Source organism: Catenulispora sp. GP43 (assembly GCF_041260665.1).
Taxonomy (GTDB): domain Bacteria; phylum Actinomycetota; class Actinomycetes; order Streptomycetales; family Catenulisporaceae; genus Catenulispora.
This window is the reverse complement of the sequence record NZ_JBGCCT010000020.1, coordinates 85,548-106,764: the sequence shown is the minus strand read 5'-3', so window position 1 is coordinate 106,764 and position 21,217 is coordinate 85,548. Positions and strand designations below refer to the sequence as shown.

Genomic DNA, 21,217 nt, shown 5'->3' with positions numbered 1-21,217 from the left:
CGGCCGTTGGGGCAAAAACCGCGCCCACAGGTACGCCACTGACGTTCCGCCCTGGTCGCCGGGGCCGCGCCCCGACCAGACTGGAACCGGCTGACATCCATCGACAGACCCCGGCACCAGGGTCACACGGGGCGGAGTGTTTCCATGCGTTCGCAAGAGCAAGGACAGCGGAACTCTGACAGCGGCGACTCCGCACGCGGTCGCAAGACCGCCGATGCCCGGCAGGCGAGCACGCCGGGCATCACGCAGCTGGGTCTGTCGCTCGCGGAGTACGCCCAGGCCGTGCCGTCAAAGCAGCTCGCGTACTCGCCCGGCACTATGTTCCAGCTCCAGCGAGCCATCGGCAACGCGGCTGTCTCCCGCCTGGTGAACGGTGCGAGCGGTGCGAACAGTGCGAACGGTGCCGATCAACACACCCACTCGCCCGGCTGCGGCCACGGGTCCGGCCAGGGCCCTGCCGAAGCCCCGGTGCAGCGTTCACTGGTGCCCGGCGTCCTGAGCTCCCCGGGAACCCCGCTCGCCGCGCCGGTCCGCGCCGACATGGAAGCGCGGCTCGGCGCGGACTTCTCCGACGTGCGCCTCCACACCGATTCCGTCGCCCACAGTTCGGCCGCCGAGATCGGCGCCCGGGCGTACACCTCCGGCAGCCACATCGTCATCGGCGAGGGCGGCGGGGACAGCCACACGCTCGCGCACGAGCTGACGCACGTCATCCAGCAGCGCCGGGGGTCTGTCGCGGGGACCGACAACGGCTCCGGGCTGAGTGTCTCCGACCCCGGCGACCGGTTCGAGCGGGAGGCCGAGGCGAACGCCACGCGGGTCATGGCGTCGGCACCGCCGGTCTCGGACACGCAGGACGCTGGTGCACAGGACACGGCCGCCGCGAATCCCGGGCTACAGCCCACGCCGTCCGTGCAGCCCGCGCCCGCCGTGCAGCGCGCCCCGGCCACGTCCAGGCCGACCACGCCGCCGCCCGCACATCAGCACAAGATGCCGGCGCAGTTCCCCCGGCACGGCAAGATCCTCGAGAAATGCAAGGCGCACATGACGCCCCCGTTCCCCATCGGCGACGGGACCTTCAAGCCCCCGATGGAGGGGGACTTCGAGTTCACCGAGAAGCAGGTCGTCCTGGTGCCCGACGACCCGTCCCCGCATTCGGACTGGATCGGCGTGTCCCTCGCCGACGATCGGAGGGGCAGCGTCTACTGGATCAAGACCAGCCAGGTCCGGGTCGACGCCAAGCCCACCGCCAGGGACTTCTCCCAGACGGCGATGGGCGCCGACCAGGCCGGGCCGAACGACGTCGCCCAGGGCCAGATCGGCGACTGCTACCTGATGGCGGCGCTCGCGGCGGTCGCGCTCCAGCAGCCGCACTTCATCGACGGCATGATCCGCCAGGACGCCGGCGGCGTGCACGTCAGGTTCCACCGCAAGAGCGGCGGCCAGAAGGGGACCCGGGCCACCTTCGCCCCCGAGTGGGTCGACGTCGACATGCGCCTGTTCGTCAAGGGCAACGACACCAAGCCGGTGTACGCCGCCGCGCACAAGAGCCTCTGGCCGGCGATGATCGAGAAGGCGTACGCGGTCTTCAAGGGACGCGCCCGGGGCTACGAGGGCATCGGCCGCGGCGGCCGGCCGAAGGAGGCGTTGGAGGCCATCCTCGGCGTCGAGGCCGGCAGCCACGAGATCGGACCCTACGCGGCGTCGACGCAGGACGAGCACAATCCGTTCGCGATCACCGACGAGGCGTTCGTCCACCCCTTCTCCCTGGACGAGGGCTCGCTGACGAGCAGAGTGGGCCTCACCGCCGCTCAGGCGAAGTCGTTCCGTACACAGAGCCGCAAATACGCCGACCGGAAGACGGTTCTGAAGAAGAGCCCTCATGCCTACACGGACATCGCTCTGGTCCTGGGGTGCGCCACCGACGCCGCGGCGAAGACCAAGCTCCAGACTTACTGCGCGGATCACCTGGAGCAGCCGCTCAAGTCGGGCAAGTACAGCGCCACCGCGGAGCACGTCTGGAACAAGATCCAGGCGAAGTTCCTGGCCGGGGAGACGATCGTGCTGTCGAGCAAGACCTGGGGAAGCCAGGGCGAGGGCCACTCGGCCGGCGAGGACATCAAGGTCGTGCCGGGCATCGCCGCGACGCACGCTTACACCGTCATGGGCGTGCACAGCGAGATGGACAAGGCATCGGGCAAAGAGATCAAGTACGTCACGGTCCGCAATCCGTGGGGCGTGTTCGGTCGTGGCTACACGACGAGTTGGAACCCGCTCACCTTGGGCGCGCACACCGGTGTCAAGAAGGACGACGGCACGTTCCACCTCGAGCTGTCCGACCTGGTCCGGTACTTCAACATGGCGGACCACGCGCCCGCTCCCGCTCCCGCACCCGCCGCCGCTACCGCCGCGTCGGCGTCCGGCGCGCCGTAACGGAAGTGACGCACCCCGGGTCCGAGCCCTGCCTCACCGCACCGCAGCTCACCGCACCCGCCTCACCGCACCCGCCTCACCGCACCGCCGCCTCGCCGATCGGACTCGCGGCGTTGCTCACCGGTGAACCACCCGCCGGCCGGGCCGCCGTGCGTCGGACGGCGTCCATGACCAGGGCCGCGATCGCGGCAGCCGCCGACGCGGCCGCCAGGAAGTACCAGACGTGCTGGAAGCGGCCCAGTCCCGCCACGCCGTCGCCCAGCAGGCCGACCATGATCGAGGTTCCGACCACCAGGCCGAGTTGGCGCGCCATCGTGACCACGCCGGAGCCCGTGGCCGCCTGGTGCGGCGGCAGGGACGCCGTCGCGGCGGCGGTGAGCTGCGGGAGGGCGAGGCCGACCGCGATGCCGGAGATGATCCACGGGCCCAGCATCTCAGTGGCGTAGGCCGGCTGTTCCCCCACGGCCGCGGCCTGCCAGATGCCGCCGGCGGCGAAGAGCACGCAGCCCACTGCGATGAGGCGTCCCGGCGCCACGCGCGGCAGGAGCCGGGTGGCCGCCAGCGAGGTGACCGGCACCAGCGCGGGACCCACCGCGACGGCCAGCCCTGTGCGGACCGCGGAGTAGCCCCAGTGCTCCTGCAACCACAGGATGCGCGAGAGCAGACCGACGCCGAACGCCGCGTTGAACAGCAGTTGGGCGATGTTCGCCCAGGCGAAGGAGGGTATGCGCAGCAGCGCGGGATCGATCACCGGGGCGTCGTGGTGGGTGATCAGCCAGACGAACGCGGCCACGCCGACGACCGCCACCGCCCACGCGGCGAGCACCGGACCGGAGCCCCATCCCCAGTCGTTGCCCTGGACCAGACCGAGGACGAGCGCGCCCATGGCCACGGCGATGACCGCCCCGCCGAGCAGGTCCGGCCGGGGCGCGTCGGCGTTGTGGCGGACGTCGGGCACGACCCGGACCGCGGCGAAGGTCAGCGCCAGGCCGATCGGGACGTTGATCCAGAACGCGGTCTGCCAGGAGATCTGCACCAGCCCGCCGCCCACCGCCGGCCCGAAGGCGGCCGCGACCGCACCGGTCATCGCCCACAGGCGCGCGCCGGCGGCGCGCCGCTCCGCCGGGAGGGTGGCCAGGAGCAGGCCGAGCGAGGCCGGCGTCATCAGCGACGCCCCCGCGGCCTGCACGATGCGGAAAGCCACCAGCCACCACAGGCCCGGCGCGAGTCCGCAGGCCAGGCTGGCCAGCGTGAAGACCAGCATGCCGGCCACGAAACCGGCCTTGCGGCCGTAGCGGTCGGTGAGGCGGCCCATGGGGACCAGCAGCGCGGCGTAGACGACCGCGTAGCCGTTGAGGATCCAGCTCAGCGAGCCGAGTGAGGAGGTTCCGAAGTCCTTCCCGATCTCGCCGAAGGCGACGTTCACGATGAACAGATCGAGGCTGGCCAGGAACGCCGAGCCGGTCAGGATCGCCACCGCGAGCCTGGTCCGCTGCTGACTATGGGTTTGCATAGCCAGGAGGGTACTGGCTGGCTATGGAGTTAGCAAGCCAGAGCGGAAGAGGGGGCGCGACCGCGCCCATGCCGCGTGCTCACGGCATGGGCGCGGAAAGCGTGGCGAGATCAGCCGGTCGTGCAGGCGCTGCCGTTGACGGTGAACGCCGTCGGCGAGGCGCTGCCGGCGTTCCAGGTGCCCTGGACCCCGAAGGAGGTGTTCGCCCCCGGGGCGACGCCGCCGTTGTAACTCATGCTCGTCGCCGTGACGGCGGCGCCGGACTGGGTGACGGTGGCGTTCCAGGCGCTGGTGATCTTCTCGTCGCCGGGGAAGGCGAAGCCGACGGTCCAAGACGTCCAGGCCGCCGTGCCGGTGTTCGTGACCGTCACGTTGCCGGTGAACCCGCCGCCCCAGACGTTCGGCGTATAGGCCACCTTGCAGGACCCGCCGCCGGTGGAACCGGCACTCGTGGTGACCGCGACCGTGCCGGAGCGCGCCGAGCGGTTCCCCGCGGTGTCGCGGGCGTACACCGCGAAGGTGTAGGCGGTGGACGGCGTCAGGCCGGTGAGCGTCGCGGAGTTCGTGGTCGGAGAGGCGACCACGGCCTCGGTGCCGCCGTTGACCGACACCACGTCGTACCCGGCCAGGCCGGTGCCGCTGGTGGAGGCGGTCCAGCCCAGCGTCACCCCGGTGGACGTCACGTTCGAGGCGGTCGGGGCGCCCGGGGTGGTGGGCGGGGTGACCGCGGTGCCCGCTTGCAGCGTGACTACCTCGGCACTGTAGGGCGCGATGGTCTGCGAGGACGCCGAGCCGGCGACGGCGGTGGTGATGCCGGTGCCGGGCGGGGCCAAGGTCGCGACCGAGGGGGCGCCGGAAGCCGGGGTGAAGCCGCTGTAGTTCAGACCGACGGTGTAGCTGTTACTCGGGTCGTCGTTCACCAGCAGCACCCGCAGCGAGCCGTCGGCGGCCTTGACCGAGTAGGCCTTGAGCAGGCTCTGGCTGGAGGAGGCCGCGACCAGGGCGTCGCCGGGGTGGATGAACTGGCTCAGCAGCTGCATGCCGTAGTAGGCCGGGAACGGCGTGTCGGCCGCGGGCTCGCAGACCTGGGAGCCGTTGACCAGGCCGCAGCTGGCGTCGGACAGGATGCCGTAGTCGCCGTAGGTGGCGGTGCCGTACAGCGAGGAGCTGTTGTTGGTGCCGGTCACGATGCCGTTGTGGATCTGCCACCAGTCGACGCTGGAGACGCCGTTCTGGATCCAGCCCAAGTAGTCCTGCGTCACGTACAGCGCGTTGACGACGCTCAGGATCTGCTTGCCCGGGTTGGAGCTCACCGAGTTGGTCTCGGTGACCATGATCGGCAGCGTCGAGGAGCCCTCCCACTGGCCGAGCTCCGAGCGCAGGGTGGAGAGCATCGTCGGGATCTGCGACGCTGCGGACAGCAGGGTGCTGTCACTCTCGTTGCCCGGGTTCTGCGGGTACCAGTGCACGTCGGCGAAGCCGATCTGGCCGTTCAGCGCCGACATGACGGTCTGGTTCCAGGTCTGGGGGCTGCCGCCGTTGGTGACGCCGTCGGGCCAGTTGCCCGGGGCGGTCAGCACCACGCCGACGACGATCGTCGGGTCGACGGCCTTCATCGCGGCGATGTAGGCCTTGACGTTCTGGGCGTAGACGGCCGGCCCGCAGTCGGTCGGGGTCGAACCGGCGGCGCAGTGGTTGTCCGGCTCCCAGTCGGCGCCGTAGGTCCCGTTGCCGTAGACCTCGTTGCCGATCTCCCAGTACTTGATGCCGTAGTGGTGGGTCACGTTGGCGTACCGGACCCAGTCCGCGGCGAACTGCGCGCCGGTCTCGGCAGGGCTCTGCGTCGCCCCGGCGGCGTCGCCGGTGCCGTAGTTGACAGTGATCATGCCCTGGGCGCCGGTCTGGCCGAGCAGGGTCGCGTACTGGTCGAAGTCGACGGACTGGGCCAGGCCCGACTTCACATCGGTGTTGGTCTTCCAGTTGTACGTGTCCGAGGACGTCCCGCCGGGGAAGCGGATCAGGCCGGTGCCGGCGTTCTTCAGCAGTCCCGGAACCGCGGCATCGGTGAGGGCGGCGTCGTAGACGGAACCGTTGGTGCCGATGGCGGTCGACGGGACGGTGGCGAGGGTCTGGCCGGCACTCACGCTGACCGTGGCGGTCGAGGTCGCGGCAGCAGCGGCAGGGGCAGCGCCGGCACCAGCACCGGCGGCAGCGGCCGGCCCGGCGCCGGCCGCCAGCGGCCCGGCGGCCAGGCCCAGGAACAGCGCCGCCGCGGCGGCCACCGTCCGGGAGCGGGGGAACCGGCTTTCTCGTATTCGCATCGGGCTCTCCTGGACTGGGGGGTCGTCGAGCTGGTCTCGCATCACCGTGTGATGCTCGGTACAGCCCAGGAGACGGTCAAGGCGGGGATGTGCGTTCGACGCGGTGACCCGTGCCGGAGCGTCGCAGAGTACGAAAGTTACAGAGCCGACAACAATCGATCGACCAACCCGTCGACGTACTCCGGGGTCAGCGGGCCGATGCCGAACAGCACCCGGATGTACATCGGCGCCAGCACATGGTCCAGCACGCCGAGCGCGTCGGGCGCGTCCTCGTCGCGTTCGGTGGCGCGATCGAGCATCACCTGCAACTGCCGGGTGCGCTCGTCGCGCAGGGCGTCGCGCGCCTGCAGGCCCTGCTCGCCGGTGGTGGACAGGGCGACGGCCAGGCGCAGCAGCGCCAGGCCGTCGGGCCCGGTGATCTCGCGGGCCACGGCGGCCGCGTAGGCGCGCAGGTCGCCGGCCACGCTGCCGGTGTCGGGCATCGGCGAGCGCGCGTTGAGATAGGTCAGCATCACGTCGGCGAGCAGGGCCTCCAGGCTCCCCCACCGGCGGTAGACGCTGCTGTCCGCCACGCCCGCGCGGGCGGCGACGTCGCCGACCGAGAACGTGCCGTAGCCGCGCTCGCTGATCAGCTCGGTGACGGCCTGGTGCACCGCCGCGCCGACTCGTGCGCCGCGTCCGCCGGGGCGCCGGGCTCGCTGGGGTTCCTCCATGCGCTCACCTTAACGCAGTCGGGACTTGCGTTTGCAGGAGGCCGCCCTTACAGTCACTAACGCAGTCGGAGACTGCGTTAGTGCGTTCAGTGTGCGTGATCATCGATCGAGAGGAACCCCCATGGCCTCACCGCCCCCGGTCCCAGGCAGCCGATCGAACCGGGCCGTGCTGCTCACGGTGGCCTGCCTGGGCCAGTTCATGGTGCTGCTCGACAACACGATCGTCGGGGCCGCGCTGCCCGACATGCAGCGCCGGCTGCACACCCAGCTGACCGGCCTGCAGTGGATCGTCGACGCGTACGTACTGCTGGTCGCCATGCTGCTGCTGTCCGGCGGCGTCTTCGCCGACCGGTTCGGCCGCAAGCGCGTGTACCTGGCCGGCGTGGCGGTGTTCACGGCCGCGTCGGCGCTGTGCAGCCTCGCGTCCTCGGTCGGCTGGTTGATCGGCGGCCGGGTCCTGCAGGGCATCGGCGCCGCGGCGCTGAGCCCCGCCTCGCTGGCCCTGCTCGCCGCCGCCTATCCGGTGCCGAAGGAGCGCGTCAAGGCGATCGGGCTGTGGGCCGGGTTCAGCGGAATCGGGCTGGCCGCCGGCCCGGTGGCCGGCGGCGTGCTGATCGACGCCTTCGGCTGGCCGGCCATCTTCCTGGTCAACGTGCCCATCGGCGTGGTCCTGCTGCTGGTCGGCCTGCGCAGCCTTGAAGAGACCCGCAATCCGAACGCCCCCGCGATCGACGTCCCCGGCACGGTGCTGTCCGTTCTGGGCGTGGGGACGCTGACCTATGGGCTGATCGAGGGCGGCTCGCGCGGCTGGACGTCCCCGGTCATCCTGGGCAGCTTCGCCGCCGCGGTCATCCTGCTCGCCGCCTTCATCGCCGTCGAAGCACGACGTTCGGCGCCGATCCTGCCGCTGCGGCTGTTCCGGCAGCGGCTGTTCACGGTGTCCAACACGGCGATGGTCGTCGTGGGCTTCGCGCTCATGGGCTCGTCGTTCTTCTTCTCCCAGTTCTTCGTGAACGTCCAGGGCAGCTCGATCCTGCGCGCGGGTTTGCAGACCCTGCCGGTCTCCCTGGCCATGGTGATCGTCAGCCCGGTCGCGGGCCGGCTCGCCGCCCGGTACAGCTTCCGCGTCGTGGTCACCGTCGGCCTGGCCCTGGCGGGCCTGGGGCTGCTGGCGCTCGGCATGGTTCATGCCGACACCGGCTACGGGAACGTGTGGTGGCGGCTGGGGATGGTCGGCGTCGGCTTCGGCCTGACCCTGTCCCCGCTGACGGGAGCCGCCATCCAAGCGGTCAGCCCGCAGGAAGGCGGCCTCGCCTCAGGCATCAGCAGCACCACCCGGCAGATCGGCGCGGTACTCGGCGTGGCGGTGCTGGGGGCCGTCGTCCGGGCCCGGCAGTCCGGCGGCGGCTCGTTCGAGACCGGCCTCAACAGCGCGTTCCTGGTGGCCGGCGGGATCACCGTGGCCACCGCCGTGCTCACCGGTCTGTGGCTGACCAGGACCATGGCAACCAGTTCCGGGGCCGGGGAAGCCTCGGTGGTGCCGCATCGTCCCATCGCTCCGGACGCGCTCACCATCGCGAACGAGGTGCCTGCGCGAAGCCGTTGACGGCGCGGTCGAGGCCCACCTCCACCCGGGTCACGCCGGCGACGTGCTCCAGCAGGTGTTCCAGCACGACGCGGTCGGCGCTGTCCGTGAGCCGGACCCGGATCCGCACCACCCCCGACTCCACGGACAGCGAAGCGATCTCGGCGCCGATGTCGACGGCCCGGTCGATCACCTCGCGCCGGATCGGGCCGTCGTCGGCCGGGACCGCGGCCGGCAGGTCCCGGCGGCTGACGATCCCGACGAGCCGGCCCCGGCCGTCGACGACGGGCAGCCGCCCGATGTGGTTCCCGGCCAGTACCGAGCGCACCTCGCCCAGGGTCGTGCCGGTCGCGACGATGAGAGCGGGTGAGGACATGGCGTCGCCGGCGGTGTCCCACCCGTTCTCCCCGGCGCGCAGCAGGTCCGACTCGGTGACGATCCCGACCACCCGCAACGCCGCGTCGACGACCGGCACGGCCCCGATCCGCCGGCGTGTCAGCTGCGCGGTGACCTTCTCCACGGCGGCCCCGGGCTTCACGGCGATGACGGGGTAGGTCATCACGTCATCGACGTAGTGGGGTGTGTCCATAGGTCCAGGACACGTCCGGCGCCGACGGATGGCCAGGGCCGATGGTCCCGTTCTGGCACCCGCCGGGTCCAATGGCCGTACCGCCCCCGGGACCAAATACCGTTCTGCGGCCGCCGCTCAGTGAGAGAAACTGGTGGTGTGGCCTCTTTTTCGGGCCCCGCGGAGAACACCATGAGACACAGAACGATCGGCCACCCGGTGGCATCGGGCAGGAACGGCGGCGAGATCGGCTTCGGAGCGGTCGGGTGCGGCGGTTTCGGCTTGTTCGCGCTCCACCAGCTGGTCCAGGTGCCGGGCCTGGACCTGGTCGCGGTGACGGACGTGTCCGGCCAGGCCATGGCCAGGGCCCGCGACGAGTTCGGGGCCGACGCGGCCCCGGACCTCGACGCCCTGCTGGCGCGCGACGACGTCGACGCGGTGTACATCGCCACGCCGCCCTACCTGCACCACGACCAGGCCATGCGCGCCCTGGCCGCGGGCAAGCACGTGATCTGCGAGCCACCGCCGGCGGTCACCGTCGGGGACGGCGAACAGCTGCTCACCGAGGCCCGCCGCCGCGACCGGCTGCTGGTCACCGACTTCCTGCGGCGCTACGACCCGCTGTTCGCCGCGATCGCGAGCCTGCTGCCCGCCGGGGCGCTGGGGCAGTTCCTGCACGGCTCCTTCGAGAACCTGGGCTCGGCCGAGGACCTGCCGCCGGACCACTGGTTCTGGGACCGGGCCCTGAGCGGCGGCATCTTCGTGGAGCACGGCGTGGAATTCTTCGACCTGTTCGCCGGATGGCTGGGCACCGGCCGCGTGCAGGCGGCGCGGATCGGGGTGCGGTCCGGATCGTCCATAGAAGAGCAGGTCGACTGCGCCGTCCGCTACGACGGCGGGGGCTGGGTCAGCTTCTATCACGGGTTCCGTCAGGGCTCGCACACCGACCGGCAGACCCTGAAGCTCTTCTTCGAGCTCGGCGACGTGACCCTGCTGAACTGGACCCCCACCAGAGTGCGGATGCACGCGCTGGTCTCGGAAAGCCAGGCCCGGGCCGTGGCCGATATGTTCCCGGGCGCGCAGCTCGACCTGGTCGAAACCTATGCCGCCCCGCACCGCGAATACTGGAGCAGACGAGAAGAGCAGGACGCGGATCACATCCCCGACACGGCCGGCGGCGCGGTCGTCAAGACGCGCCGATACGCCGAGCTGCTTCGGGCGATGTTCACCGACCAGACGGCCTGGATCCGGGACCACGACCACCCGCGCCGGGTCACCGAGGCCGACGGCTACGACGCGCTCGTCACCGCGCACGAGGCCGACCGGCTGGCCGGGCTCGCCGGACTCGCCGGCGGCGACCAGCTGACGAGCGTCTAGGAATGCAGGGAAGGTCTAGGAATGCAGGGAAGAAGGCCGGATCATGAACTTCGCCGACCGTGACGACGCCGGAAGGCAGCTGGCCCACGCCCTGAAGCCGCTGGCCGGCACCGGTGTCGTGGTCCTGGGCCTGCCCCGCGGCGGCGTACCGGTGGCCGCCCGGGTCGCCGAGGCCCTCGACGCGCCGCTGGACGTGATCATGGTGCGCAAGCTCGGCGTGCCCTTCCAGCCCGAGCTCGGCATGGGCGCCATCGGCGAGGACGGTGTCCGCGTCCTGAACCACGAGGTGCTGAACAACACCGGGGTCACCCAGCAGGAGCTGGCGGTCGTCCAGGCCGCCGAATCCGCCGAGCTGCACCGCCGGGCCCGCCGCTACCGCCGCGGACGCGATCGGATCGACCTGCACGGACGCACCGCGATCGTGGTCGACGACGGCCTGGCCACCGGCTCCACGGCGCGCGCCGCGTGCCGGGTCGCGCGCGCCCACGGCGCCGAGCGGATCGTGCTCGCGGTGCCCGTCGCCCCGCGCGGCTGGACCAAGCGGGTGGCCGATGCGGCCGACGAGCTGGTGTGCGTGGCGACCCCGTTCGGGTTCCAGGCCATCGGGCAGTGGTATCAGGACTTCGCCCAGACCACCGACCAGGAAGTCGTCGACTGCCTGAACGAGGCGGCGGCCAGGACCGGAGGACGTCGGCCGGCGCGAGGATCCACCGTCGCGGCCACGAAGGCAGACGCACCGCGCGTGGCGGACCCGGAGGTCTGGGTCCAAGCCGGACAGGTCCCGCTGGCGGGATCGCTGGCCGTCCCCGAGGACCCCACCGGAGTCGTGGTGTTCGCCCACGGCAGCGGCAGCAGCCGGCACAGCCCCCGCAACCGCCTCGTCGCCGACGCGCTCAACCGCGCCGGACTCGCCACCCTGCTGTTCGACCTGCTCACCCCGGACGAGGAACACTACCGGCGCACCGTCTTCGACATCCTGCTGCTGGCCCGCCGCCTGAGCGCGGCCGTGGGATGGCTGCAGGAACGCTCAGAAGCACGCGACCTGCGCATCGGCTGCTTCGGCGCGAGCACCGGCGCGGCCGCGGCCCTGTGGGCGGCGTCCGAACCCGACTCGCCGATCGCGGCCGTGGTGTCCCGCGGCGGCCGCCCGGACCTGGCCATGCGGCGCCTGGCGGCCGTCACCGCGCCGACGCTGCTCATCGTCGGCGGCGCCGACGAGCAGGTGCTGGCGCTCAACCGGCAGGCCGCGTCGCTGCTGGGCGGGCCCAGCGAGGTGGCGGTCGTCCCCGGCGCCACGCATCTGTTCGCTGAGACGGGGGCGTTGGAGCAGGTGGCGGAGTTGGCTGCCGAGTGGTTCAGCGAGCATCTGGCGGCTGTGTACCGGGCTTGAGCGGGGACGGCGGGGGCTGGGGATCCGTGGCCGGGCTCACCCGACCGGCTTCGGCCTCGATGCCGGACGCCCGCACGACCTGCATGCGCGCCGCCTGGGCGGCCAGGTGGTCGAGTAGGGCGGACTTGCCGATCCCGGCTTCGCCCCGGAGCGTCAGGACCCGGCTGTGTCCCTCGCGGACCTCGCGCAGGAGGCGGTCCAGGGTCTCGAGCTCGCCATGCCGCCCGAGCAGCTGGTCGTTCGATTCGTGCGGCATGGCGCTGATCCTACGAAACCGCGGCGTCCAAGATCAGAGCCGCCGGACGCTAACGAACCCCGGCCCGACCCTCAGCCGTTGGGCAGGAAGATGAAGGTGTACGAGCTGTTCGGGTCGTACAGACCGCCGTGCCCCGAGCAGTACGCATAGGAGCCGTACCGGTTTCCGTCCCACCGGATCACGCCGGAGACCTGTGCACCGTCACGGCACTCCGCGAACGCGTAATACGAACTGGGGCCGTTCCCATCGCACCAGCCTCCGAAGGTGTTGTTGTCGTGCCACGGGTAGCAGGTGCCGAGCCAGCCGTTCGCATGGACCGCGGCCGGCTTGACGACGGCGGCGGACGCGGAGGCGGAGGCGGTGTCGGTGACGGCGACCGCCGAGGCGGCGGCGCTCACGGCGGCGATAGCGGCGAACACTCTGAGCCTGTTCATCGGTGGTGCTCCTTACTGAAGGACATCTTGAGTTCAGCGACCGAACCAACCTCGCAGTGCCCGCTGGCAAAAAGCTGGCAGTCCTGAGGACGCGTCGAGCTCAGCTGAAAACCACCGACCAGACGGACATCCGTCTGGTCGGTGGTGTGAATGAGACTACTTCGGTGGACTCACCGGGATTCGAACCCGGAGCGTCCTGAAGCGCGAGTGATTTTCCGGCGTGGCGGCAGGACCCGCGCCGACAGGTGGCCGCCACACCCCTAGCGGCTGGCGGCCACCTGCCCATCATCAGCCTGCGGTGACCGCAGCCGTGTTGTACCCCTCCACATGCAGTTCCGGCGCGCCTGAGGGCAGGGCGTCGGCCGGGAAGGAGACGCCGAGCGTGCGGGTCTCGCCGGGCAGCAGCCATATGTAGTTGTCGTCGTAGAGCGTGGGAAGGATCCGGTCGCCAGTGGCGCGGTTCAGCAGCGACAGCCGGACCATGGCCGCGACAGCCGAGCCGTGGTTGCCGATGGTCGCCGTGGCGTGGCGGCGGCCATCGGGGGTGGCGGTGATGCGGCCGAGGGACGCCGTGATGCGCGTGCGCGGCATCGTGTTCAGGGCCTGCATGGCCGAGGGCGCACGGTAGCGCCAGTACGTGTTCTCCGACAGTGTGCCGCCGGAGGCGGTTCGCAGTGTCAGGCGCAGCAGGTGCAGGTCGGGCAGCGCGTCGGTCCACGGCAGGGCGAAGGCCTTCGCACTGCTCGCCGCGGCGACGTTGACCGTACTGGTCTGCACCGGCCCGATCTGACTGCCCGACAAGGTGAACAGCCGCGCCGAGACCGTTGCCCCGGTCAGCGCGCCCGGCGTGTGGTTGAGTGCGATGACCTGCCAGTTCACCGGGTCGGCCTGGACGTGGACCGGTTCGCAGCCGGTGCGCGCGCCGTAGTACATGCCGTTGACGTCGAAGTCGTAGTCGTACGTCTGCCACACCGTGCTGTGCCAGGCCGGGTGCGACATCCACAGCATCAGGCCGCTGGCGTCCGCCCACAGGTTCGCGTTCCAGGCCTCGAACATCGCGCGGGCGTTCTCGTAGTTGACGAACTGGGCTTTGCGGGCGAAGTCCTCCAGGGTGTCGGAGGCCTGCAACCGGGCCTCGATGGCGCCCTGGTACACCGAAGGCGCCTGGTTCCCGTGCTCGCTCCAGTCGTGGTAGTACCAGGGTCCGCCGATGGGCCAGGCGGGCTGGTCGCCGGCCATGGCCTTCAGGCTCTGGGCGGTGGGGACCACCGGCATGCCGATTTCGGTGTGGAAACCGAAGCTGTGGCTGCCGTAGGTGGCCGGGTCGAAGTAGCTCGCGGGGTCGACCCAGTAGTACGGGCCGCCGCCGGTGATGTTCCCGCCGGCCGAGTTGCTCTGGTACAGGATGCCGGGTGCGCCGGTGGTCACGGCGGCGCGCATGCCGTCGTCGACGGCCTGGGGCGGGTTGCCCTCGTTGGCGCCGCACCAGACGGCCACGCTCGGGTGGATGCGGTAGCGCAAGACGGTGTCCGCGGCGAGCGTGTTGAACGCGCCGTGGCCCGGCGGGTCCATCCCCCAGGCGTTGGGGAAGTCGTTCCAGACCAGCAGCCCGAAGGCGTCGCAGGCCTCGTAGAACTCCTCACGGTTGCTGGCGGCGACCCAGTTGCGGACCATCGTGAAGTTCATGTCGCGGTGCATGCGCAGTGCCGCGTCCATGCGCTCGGCGGGCATGCGGCGCAGCAGTTCGTCCCAGCCCCAGTTCCCGCCGCGGCACAGGACCCGGACACCGTTGACGCTGATCTTCAGCGACTCCGGGGCCAGGCCGACCGTCTTCACGTCCGTCCAGGCCGAGCCGTCGTCGGAGACCTGGATCACGTACGTCTTCGGATACGCCTGCTCCCACAGGATCGCCACCTTGTCGAAGCCGCGCGTGGCTCCGAGGTCGACCTGGATCCACTGGTCGTCGGCGTAGTCCGAGGACCAGCGGCTGCCGCTGTTGCCGTCGGTGGCATTGGCGGCGGGATTGGAAGGGTCCTGCGTCGAGGCGGTGACCGGCTGGTGCAGCGCCAAATCGGTGCCGGGGGTGGCGCTGTCGATGACCGACAGGGTCCACAGCGAGTTGCCCCAGCTGGTCTGGCGCACGCCGCAGCTGATCCGCACGAAGCGGCCGGAAGCCGCGGCGAACGTCTCGACGTCCAGGCTCGCGTCTCCCCCGTTGAACGGCAGCGGGATCACCGTGTTGTCCACGCTGCCCGCGTCGGTCCACGTCGAGCCGTCGGCGGAGATCTGTACGGAGTACGTGCTCGCGTAGGCCTGCTCCCAGGTGATCGCGACGTGGTCGAAGGACACCGAGGCACCGAGGTCGACCTGGATCCACTGGTCGTCCGCGTAGTCCGAGGACCAGCGTGTGCCGGCGTTGCCGTCGGTGACGTTCGCCGCCGGGTTTGAAGGGTCCTGCGTCGAGGCCGTGACCGGCTGGTGCAGCGCCAGGTCGGTGCCGGGCGCGGCGCTGTCGGTGACGGCCAGCGTCCAGATGGAGAAGCCCCATCCGGTGGCCCGCGTCCGGCAGTTGATCCGGACGTACCGCGCCTGCTGTGCGCCGAGGTTCACGCTCTGGGTGTAGGCATCGCCGGTCGCGACGAACTCCAGCGGCGTCTTGTACTCGTAGTCGAACTGCCGGATGCCGAAGCGGGTGGTGCGCTGGTCGCTGGTCTGGCCGCCGACGGTGACGGCCAGACTCAGGTGGTTCAGGTGCGCCTCGCCGTAGCCGTTCGGCCACCACAGCTTGGGACTGCTCAGGTTCAGCTGCGCGAACTGCGCCGGCGCGAAGACCACATCAAGGCTCTGACCAGCGGGTACGGTGACGGTCTGGGTGACTTTGACGGCATCGAAGGACGCTGTCACGGTCGCGCTCACAGCGCTCGACGCAGCGTTGCGGACCGGCACCACAATGGTCACCGCGGCGGCAGAAGTATCGGGCAGCTTCGGCAACGCCGTATCGACGCGCGGGTCGCCGATCACCACATCCCCGGTCGAGCGCAGCCGCACATGGTTCCAGATACCGCTGACCCGGTCGCGCACCGCGGGCATCCAGTCCCAGCCGGAGGCCGCCAGGTACGTCGGCGAGTTCTGATTCATCATCGGCGCGCCGGCGTCCACCCACGACTGCCCCGCCGGGCCCTTGTCGCCGGGGCTGCCGGGGAACGGCATCGGCGTGATCTTCACCGCGACCGACTGCTCACCGGGAACCAGGTGCGAGGTCACGTCGATCGCGGCACGCGCGAACGGATAGGTGAGGCTGCCGACCTGCGCCCCGTTGAGGAACACGTCGGCGTGGTGGTTGACGCCGTCGAACTCCAGCCAGATCCGGCGTCCGGGGCCGGCGGCCAGCGCGCGGGGCAGGGCGAAATCGCGCTTGTACCACCAGGAATGCCGGGACAGCGCCTCGGGGATGTGCAGGTTGTCGAACCCTGCGACAGGGTCCGGGAGGTGCCCCTGGTCGACCAGGGAGGCCAGGACGGTGCCGGGCACGGTGGCCGGCAGCCACGCGCCGGTGTCCACGGTCGGCCGGGACAACGCGGTCCCGTCGCCGCCGGCCGGCGCCCAGTCGTCCAGCGTCAGCACCCAACCGGATTCCAGCGGCACGGTGCCGTCGGCGGCCACGGTGAGCGCGGGCGGCCGGTGGTCGTGCGTGCCCCAGTCCGTCCATCCGGTGACGGCCGGACGCGGGCCCGGCGCGGTGCCGTACACCTCGAAACCGTTGAGCCCGACCGGATTCGCGTCGGAGCGCCGGGTCGAGGTCAGGCGCACCCAGCGCGCCGCGACCGGGGCCGCGAGGTCGATCGCCACCGCGCCGCCGGTACCCGACGTGGCCTGATACACGCTCGTCCACGAGCTCTTGTCCGTGGAGACCTCGACGGTGAAGGCCACCGCGTAGCTGGACAGGATCTCCTGCCCGGTGGTCCCGTCCCACGGGTTGCCCGAGGTCGGCTTGACGAACACCGGATCGCCGGCCGCCGCCTCGAACGTCAGGTGGACGGCAGTCACCTGGCACACCGCCTGCAGGTCCACCGATATCCACTGCGGATCGCCGTCGGCGGCCCGCCATCCGGTGCCCCTGACCCCGGCCCGGGTCACCTTGTCGACCGCGAACTCCGCGGGGGTGGCGGCGTAGTCCGTCGAGGAGACCTCGACCGGCCGGTACAACGCCAGTTCGCCCGGCGTCGAGGGCCGGCCGGCCGCACCCGCCGGCTCGGCGGCGAAGCCGACGCCGGGGAAGGTGAGGTCCGCGGCGATGCTGGCCAGCAGCGTCGATCCGGCTGCCAGAATGCTGCGCCGCGAGGAATGAAGGGGCTGATTCGCCGGTCCTGCCATGACAGTCGTTTGTCCAATCTCAAGAATCTGTGTGCTGAGGCAGTCGACCGACGTGGCCTGCACCGAGGTCCATCAAGGCACCGAGATCCACCGAGGAACCACGGGCCAGCTGGATTTCGCTTCGCCGGCCTCGGTATTCGAGCTGAACCGGACCGTCGGCGCCGTGCAGCCGGTGCACCGTCAACGCGGTGAGCCGACCGTCGCTCCACGCGAGGTCCACAGCCAGTCCGCCCCGACAGCGGACGCCGCGGCACATGCCGTCGGGCCACTGGTCCGGCAGCGCCGGCAGGACCCTGATGACCCCGCCGTGGCTCTGCACCAGCATCTCCACCACCGCCGCCATCAGGCCGTAGTTCCCGTCCATCTGGAACGGCGGGTGGGTGCTGAACAGGTTGGGCAGCAGCCCGCCCCACTCCGTGCCGGTGACCGGGCCCGGCAGGTGCGGATCACCGGAGAACGGCCGGGTGGCCTCCAGCAGCAGCTCGCGGGCGACGGATGCGTCGCGCAGCCGGGCCCGCAGCGCGATCTTCCAGGACCAGGACCAGCCCATCGCTCCGGGCCCGCGGCGCTCCAGCGTGGCCCGCGCCGCCTCGGCCAGCTCCGGCGTCCGGTCCGGATCGGTCTGGTCCAGCGGGTAGACGCCGACCAGGTGCGAGACGTGCCGGTGGTGCGGGTCCTGCTCGACGTGGTCCTCGCCCCACTCCAGCAGCCGGCCGTCGGCGGTCAGGCGCGGCGGGCGCAGCCGGTGCAGCGCGGCCCTGATCTCGGCGCACACCGGATCCTCGATGCCGATCAGCTCCGCCGCCGCCAGAGAGCGGACGAACAGCGCCCGGATCAGGGCCGTGTCCATCGCCGTGGAGACCGACAGGGATTCGGTCGTGCCCTCGCGCGAGAGGAACAGGTTCTCCGGCGAGGTGGACGGGATCGTGTCGAGCAGCCCGTCCGGGCCCTCCACCAGCCAGTCCAGGCAGAACTGCGCACAGCCGCGCATCAGCGGCCAGGCGCGCTGGCGCAGGAACTCAATGTCCTGATTGAACTCGAAGTGCTCCCACAGATGCTGGGTCAGCCAGACGCCGCCCATCATCCAGATCGCCCACGACGGGCTGCCGTGGCCCATCCCGACCGGCAGCGCCCAGCCCCACATGTCGGTGTTGTGGTGGGCCAGCCAGCCGCGCGCGTCATAAAGCTGCCGCGCGACCGGCGCCCCGGTCTCCGACAGCCGTTCGATCAGCCGGAACAGGGGGTCGTGGCACGCGCCGAGCCCGGCCGGCTCGGCGCCCCAGTAGTTCATCTCGATGTTGATGTTCAGGGTGTAGTTCGACGACCACGGCGGGCTGAGCTCGGAGTTCCAGATGCCCTGCAAGGTCGGCGGGGGTCCGCCGCCGGGCCGGGACGCCGAGGCCAGCAGGTAGCGCCCGAGCTGGACGATCACGGTCGCCGTCAGGTGCTCGTCCTTGCCGGACAACACCTCCTCGGCCACGTCGAACGTCCCGGCCCGGCGCGCGCCGATCGTCAGTTCCATGCCGCCGAGCAGGGCACGCAGGTCGCGTTCGTGCTCGTGCAGCAGATGGTCGGCCCCGAGCCGCAGTGCCGCCTGGGCGTTGCGTGCCGCGCGGTCGCGGTGTCCTTCGCGGGACACCGGTCCGTTGCCCGACCAGAAGTCGGCGCCGCTGGTCGAGCTGGTCAGCACGAGCAGCAGCCGGGACAGCCCGGTCACGCGCGCGACGCCGTCGGCCACGTGCACATCGCCGTCGGTGTCGATGGCCATCGCGGCCACGGCGTAGGGGTCGTAGCTGCCGACGGGGCCGTCGGCGTAGCGGTGCGGTTCGGCGCTGGGTTCGTGGGTCGGGGCGCCATCGACGGGGATCTCGACGGCGAGGCTCAGACCGGTGCGCTGCACGATGCGCAGCTCGGACGTGAGTTCGAGGTCGATGTCGACGGTGCCGTCTTCGACTTCGAGCAGGACGCACAGCGCACCGGCCGGCCGGCTCGCCCAGGTCCGCCGAATGATCCGCCGGCCGTCGTCCAGGACCATCTCCTCGGCGACGACGCCGTCGTCGAGGTTGAGCGTCCGGCCCAGGTATTCGCCCTCGCCGTCCAGCGACATCCACAGGTCGACGAACGGCAGGTACTCCTGGCTGTACCGGCCTTCGAAGGACATCAGCAGCTGTTCGGCGCGCCGGTAGTCCTGCGCCCGGATCGCCGAACGTACTTCCTGAAGCCGGTCCGGCCCGGCGCCGGCGCCCAGAACCTCGGCCAGCCCCTCGGCCGGCGTCGAAGGGGTGCCGGACCAGACCGTGGAGTCGTTGATCTGCCAGTGGCCGAGCCGCAGGCCGCCGAAGACCGCGGCGGCCAGCCGGCCGTTCCCGACCGGCGCGGCCTCGAACCGGCTGTTCGCCGGTCGAGGCCACGCCAGCACCAGATCGGTTGACGTCACAGCATGATCCGGTCGATGTCGGGCGAGTAGGTGTTCGCGTCGGGGCCGGTGAAGGTGATGATGTTGGATCCGGCGCGCAGCGGCACCGAGATCGTCAGGGTCCCGACGGTGTTCCAGCCGCCGGTGCCGGGGGCCTGGATCGTGGTCTGCGCTCCGCCGTTGACGCTGTAGGTGAACGGGCGGCCGTTGGTGTCGCCGTCGTCGTAGACCACGGTGACGGTGCGGGTGCCCGCCTTCGCCGCCTGCACGCCGGTGAACGTCAGGGCGCCCTCGTGCCCGAGGCTGCCGACCTTCTGCGATCCGGAGCAGCCGGTGCAGCCGGAGACGGCCGCGCCGCCGGACAGGACGTTGGCCGGCGACTCGGCCTCATAGGAGACCAGGCTGCCGCCGGCCGGGACGAGCTTCAGCAGCCGCGAGCCGTGCGCCGGCAGGGTCGCGGAGAACTGGCCGGACATGGTGCCCAGGCTCTGGTGCGCCCACAGGTCCCGCACCGTCGCCGAACCGCCGGCACCGATGCCCAGCGAGGCGAACGGGGCGCTGATGGTCGCCGGCGCGGTGCCGAGGTTGAACAGCGCCACGTTCAGCGAGCCGTCGGAGTTGCGGCTGTACCAGACCTGCTGGTCGCTGTCCTGCGTCAGCGGCCGCGCCGGGTGTCCGGCCTGGTCGACGGCGATCACCTCGTCGTTGCCGAGCAGCGAAAGGCCGTAGTCGTCGAGCTTGGTCAGGTCGTCGCCGGTGTACAGCGGCGCGGACTGCATCGCCCAGAACGTCATGTAGCTCTGGCGCTCGTCGTCGGTGAGGCCGTCCATCGAGCCGACGCCGACGTCCAGGGAGTCCAGGTTGTTCCAGCCGCCGGGACCGGCGTCGGCGATCCACGGGATGACGTCGTTCCAGCGGCCCACCACCGAGTTCTGCCACGTCACCAGGGTGTTGCAGTAGCACTCGACGTCGGTGTCGATCCGCCAGCCGTTGGAGTACTGCTGCCAGGTCGCCACATGCGCGTGGTCCAGCGACCAGGACAGGACGTACTGGATGTTCCGGCCGGTCTTCTTCAGAGCCTGGGACCAGGCGGCGACGTCCGCGGTGTTGTCGTAATTGTTGCCGCTCTTCCAGGAACCCGGCCCGACGCCGTCCATCTTCAGGAAGTCCATGCCCCAGGAGGCCATGCGGTTGGCTTCGGAGTCGACGAACTTCTGCGCGCAGGGGTTGGAGAAGTCGATCTTGTAGGCGCTGTCCCAGCCGTTGGTGGTGCGCAGGTCGGGGTAGACGATGTCATGGGTGTGGCACTGCGGCGCGCCGGCGATCGGGAAGTTCCCGGCCTGGTAGTCGGCGATCTCCAGCCCGACCGGCAGGTAGAGGCCGAGCTTGAGGCCCTCCTTGTGGACGTGGTCGCCGACCGCCTTCATGCCGTCGGGGAAGCGCGTCGGGTCCGGCTTCGGGATGCCGTTGCCGTCGTACTCGGTCTTCCACTTGTCGTCCATCCACCAGCCGGCGTCGATGTTGACGTAGGTGTAGCCGTGCGACTTCAGCTTGGCGGCCATGACGTCGGCGTTGGCCAGGACCTCGGCCTCGGTGAGCGAGCCGCCCTGGCCGGCGGCGTTGACGCCGGGAGCGGTGGTGGACTCCAGGCTCCAACTGCTCCAGCCCAGGTAGGGCTTGGCGGCGGTGATGCCGCCGTCCCCGGCCCCCTTGGACGCGCCCGCGGCGGCCGGGAGCTGGATCAGGCCGAGCGCCGGCAGCGTGCCGAGCAGGGCCGCGAGCACGGCCGCGCGACGCGGCCGTCTGATACGTGTAAGCATACTGATTCCCTCCGGTG

The 21,217-nt window shown here is 71.0% G+C and carries 13 protein-coding genes; 4 read left to right on the top strand and 9 right to left on the bottom strand.

Translation table 11 applies throughout. The annotated features are described in order from the left end of the window. Window positions 1-144 precede the first annotated feature (144 nt). Window positions 145-2,433: a DUF4157 domain-containing protein gene (locus ABH926_RS33845; protein ID WP_370370017.1), complete on the top strand. Its 2,289-nt coding sequence runs from the start codon at window positions 145-147 to the stop codon at window positions 2,431-2,433. 76 nt (window positions 2,434-2,509) lie between these two features. Here ABH926_RS33845 and ABH926_RS33840 read toward each other — a convergent pair whose 3' ends face one another. The 3 genes from ABH926_RS33840 to ABH926_RS33830 all read right to left on the bottom strand — a co-directional run bounded on the left by ABH926_RS33840 (window position 2,510) and on the right by ABH926_RS33830 (window position 6,980). Continuing rightward, window positions 2,510-3,946 (bottom strand): MFS transporter, encoded by a 1,437-nt coding sequence (locus ABH926_RS33840; RefSeq protein WP_370370015.1) that lies wholly within the window; start codon window positions 3,944-3,946, stop codon window positions 2,510-2,512. Window positions 3,947-4,056: 110 nt separating this feature from the next. After that, a complete protein-coding gene (locus ABH926_RS33835; RefSeq protein ID WP_370370014.1) occupies window positions 4,057-6,267 on the bottom strand; it encodes a cellulose binding domain-containing protein in 2,211 nt (736 codons plus the stop codon). Window positions 6,268-6,404: 137 nt separating this feature from the next. Beyond that, complete coding sequence (locus ABH926_RS33830; protein ID WP_370370013.1) at window positions 6,405-6,980, bottom strand: TetR/AcrR family transcriptional regulator; 576 nt, start codon at window positions 6,978-6,980, stop codon at window positions 6,405-6,407. 121 nt (window positions 6,981-7,101) lie between these two features. Between ABH926_RS33830 and ABH926_RS33825 the strand changes: the two genes are divergently transcribed. Further along, the gene (locus ABH926_RS33825; protein ID WP_370370012.1) at window positions 7,102-8,586 is read left to right on the top strand and encodes an MFS transporter; all 1,485 of its coding nucleotides are present in this window, start codon (window positions 7,102-7,104) and stop codon (window positions 8,584-8,586) included. Here ABH926_RS33825 and ABH926_RS33820 read toward each other — a convergent pair. After that, window positions 8,549-9,154, bottom strand: coding sequence for an HPP family protein (locus tag ABH926_RS33820; protein ID WP_370370011.1), 606 nt, complete (start codon window positions 9,152-9,154; stop codon window positions 8,549-8,551). The two genes, ABH926_RS33825 and ABH926_RS33820, sit on opposite strands and share 38 nt — an antisense overlap. A 171-nt stretch (window positions 9,155-9,325) precedes the next feature. Here ABH926_RS33820 and ABH926_RS33815 point away from each other — a divergent pair, with 171 nt between their 5' ends. Both ABH926_RS33815 and ABH926_RS33810 read left to right on the top strand, forming a co-directional pair. Next, window positions 9,326-10,510: a Gfo/Idh/MocA family protein gene (locus tag ABH926_RS33815; protein ID WP_370370010.1), complete on the top strand. Its 1,185-nt coding sequence runs from the start codon at window positions 9,326-9,328 to the stop codon at window positions 10,508-10,510. A 43-nt stretch (window positions 10,511-10,553) separates the two neighbouring features. After that, window positions 10,554-11,900: a phosphoribosyltransferase family protein gene (locus tag ABH926_RS33810; RefSeq protein WP_370370009.1), complete on the top strand. Its 1,347-nt coding sequence runs from the start codon at window positions 10,554-10,556 to the stop codon at window positions 11,898-11,900. On the opposite strand, the gene ABH926_RS33805 is transcribed toward ABH926_RS33810, so the two are convergent. The 5 genes from ABH926_RS33805 to ABH926_RS33785 form a co-directional block, all read right to left on the bottom strand. Then, on the bottom strand, window positions 11,866-12,156 hold the full coding sequence (locus ABH926_RS33805; protein ID WP_370370008.1) for an ATP-binding protein: 291 nt from the start codon (window positions 12,154-12,156) through the stop codon (window positions 11,866-11,868). The two genes, ABH926_RS33810 and ABH926_RS33805, sit on opposite strands and share 35 nt — an antisense overlap. Before the next feature lie 71 nt (window positions 12,157-12,227). Next, window positions 12,228-12,590, bottom strand: coding sequence for a hypothetical protein (locus ABH926_RS33800; protein ID WP_370370007.1), 363 nt, complete (start codon window positions 12,588-12,590; stop codon window positions 12,228-12,230). Window positions 12,591-12,878: 288 nt separating this feature from the next. Further along, entirely contained in the window at window positions 12,879-16,964 is a 4,086-nt protein-coding gene (locus ABH926_RS33795; RefSeq protein ID WP_370370006.1) for a discoidin domain-containing protein, read from the bottom strand. Window positions 16,965-16,983: 19 nt separating this feature from the next. Further along, on the bottom strand, window positions 16,984-19,401 hold the full coding sequence (locus ABH926_RS33790) for a glycoside hydrolase N-terminal domain-containing protein (protein ID WP_370370005.1): 2,418 nt from the start codon (window positions 19,399-19,401) through the stop codon (window positions 16,984-16,986). Then, window positions 19,398-21,200, bottom strand: a complete 1,803-nt coding sequence (locus tag ABH926_RS33785) for a carbohydrate-binding protein (protein WP_370370004.1) — start codon at window positions 21,198-21,200, stop codon at window positions 19,398-19,400. The genes ABH926_RS33790 and ABH926_RS33785 overlap by 4 nt, the downstream gene beginning before the upstream one ends. Between the last annotated feature and the right edge of the window lie 17 nt (window positions 21,201-21,217).